The organism is Cupriavidus sp. 05T313 (assembly GCF_056396665.1).
The window spans coordinates 1-1,626 of sequence record NZ_JBFTLX010000493.1 but is presented as its reverse complement, the minus strand read 5'-3'; the positions used below and the strand labels follow the sequence as shown (position 1 = coordinate 1,626).

Annotated in this window: 1 protein-coding gene; it reads right to left on the bottom strand. The window is 50.8% G+C overall.

The annotated features are described in order from the left end of the window. Positions 1 to 30 precede the first annotated feature (30 nt). Entirely contained in the window at positions 31 to 1,293 is a 1,263-nt protein-coding gene (locus AC1DKD_RS41155; RefSeq protein WP_441627348.1) for an HlyD family secretion protein, read from the bottom strand. Between the last annotated feature and the right edge of the window lie 333 nt (positions 1,294 to 1,626).

The window sequence follows — 1,626 nt, the reverse complement described above, 5'->3', positions numbered from 1 at the left end:
ATATAATTCATCTGACTTGCCTTTTATTAGTTACGATAGCCGCCTGCTAACTCCTATTACAGGGAAAAATATCCATTCATATAGCCTTCTTTTCTCCTGTTCGATGTCGGCGTCCAGTGTCATTCCCGGCATTAGAGGAATATTCTTCCCATCGGCGAGTATGCTCTGATCATCAACCTTTACAGTAATGCGGTATACGCCTTCGTCAATTGCCAATCGCAGAGGAGGAAAATTGGATGCCAGATCCAGTGGCGAGATCGGGCTGCGGGAGACTTCGATTACCGTCCCTGAGTATTGGCCGAACTTTTCATATGGATAGGCTTGGTACCTCAATCGCATGCGCTGACCCGGCTTGACGAAGCCGACAACGCGTGATGGCGCGAAAAGTTGTGCGATCAGTGCCGAGCCTCTTGGCAGTATCGTGGCAATGGGCTGGTTGCTGGCGAGTTGCCCAACTTCCGCTGTAATGGCCGTGACTGTTCCTGCAAGTGGGGCCGTGATAGCGAGTCGGTCACGCGTTCGAACTTCAGCACTCTCTTGCAGTAACTCAGCCATTTGGCGCCGCAAGTCTGCTATTTGGCTTCCCGCGCGCGTGGCTACTTGGCTTAGCTCGCTTCGAAGCGAAGCAATACTGTTCGTCAACTCCGCCCTTTTACGTCGCGCAGAAATAAGCTGAATGCGCAGAGTTTCGACTTGATCTTCTTTCTCAAGCAGGCCTGCCGGGGAAATAAAATTATTTTGCGCGAGAATTACTTGGCGATGAAATATATTCTCTGCCGACGCAACGCGACGAGTGTGCACTTCGATCTCTTGCCGGAGATTAGTTAGCTCATCCGCTTGGGCGTTTAACCTCGATCGAAGGCCGTCTTGAGTTTGCTGATTGAGTAGATGGCTTGCGTCAATTGCCACTTGAAGATTTGAGCGTCGCTGCTCGAGCAAGTGCGCGTGAGCATCCGCCAACTTGAGGCTCCCTTGTATATCGGATGTTCGGCGCTCGTCGGAAAGTACAAAAAGGATGTCTCCGTTGTTCACTTGCTCGCCTTCCGAGACTCTTCTTTCGGTTATGATCCCTGTTGCCTGTGATGAGATGCGGATCACGCCGTGTGCCGGTAGAAGAATACCGCGCACCGACGCATGTTTTGTGTATGTGCCAAACACTAGGTATGCGAGAGTCAGCATTCCAATAGATGTGCCCACGCTAACAATAACCCAGCTTGACCAGGGCCTCGGAAGCACAATAGGCCCAGACCAATCGTTGGTTGACGAAAGAACTTCCGAGCGAAACAAGTTCATAAATATTCTCCTTGAACGCGGTGGTGGGTTTTAGACGATAGATCTCTTCATATTTCCGAGGCTTTCCGCTTTAGGCCTATCGACCACATAGCGAATGTCCGTGGACGGCGGCAGGAATTGCAACATGACATAGACCAACTAGTAGCCATTCATAGAGCATCGCCAATCAATCTGCTCTCCCCTGACTGTTCCCGTCATTTCCCATGTACTTCGGCGTTCCTGTGTTCCAGAAATGCAATTCGTTGAACAGGCTCAGTTCATATTCCGACCGTTTCTCCTCCAAGGGCTCCTTTTCCCTTCGTATTCGAACGGCGGCAGATCATGACGTTCCTC

Excerpts from the sequence above, each read along its gene's own strand:
- AC1DKD_RS41155 (WP_441627348.1), bottom strand. The coding sequence starts at position 1,293 with ATGAACTTGTTTCGCTCGGAAGTTCTTTCGTCAACCAACGATTGGTCT.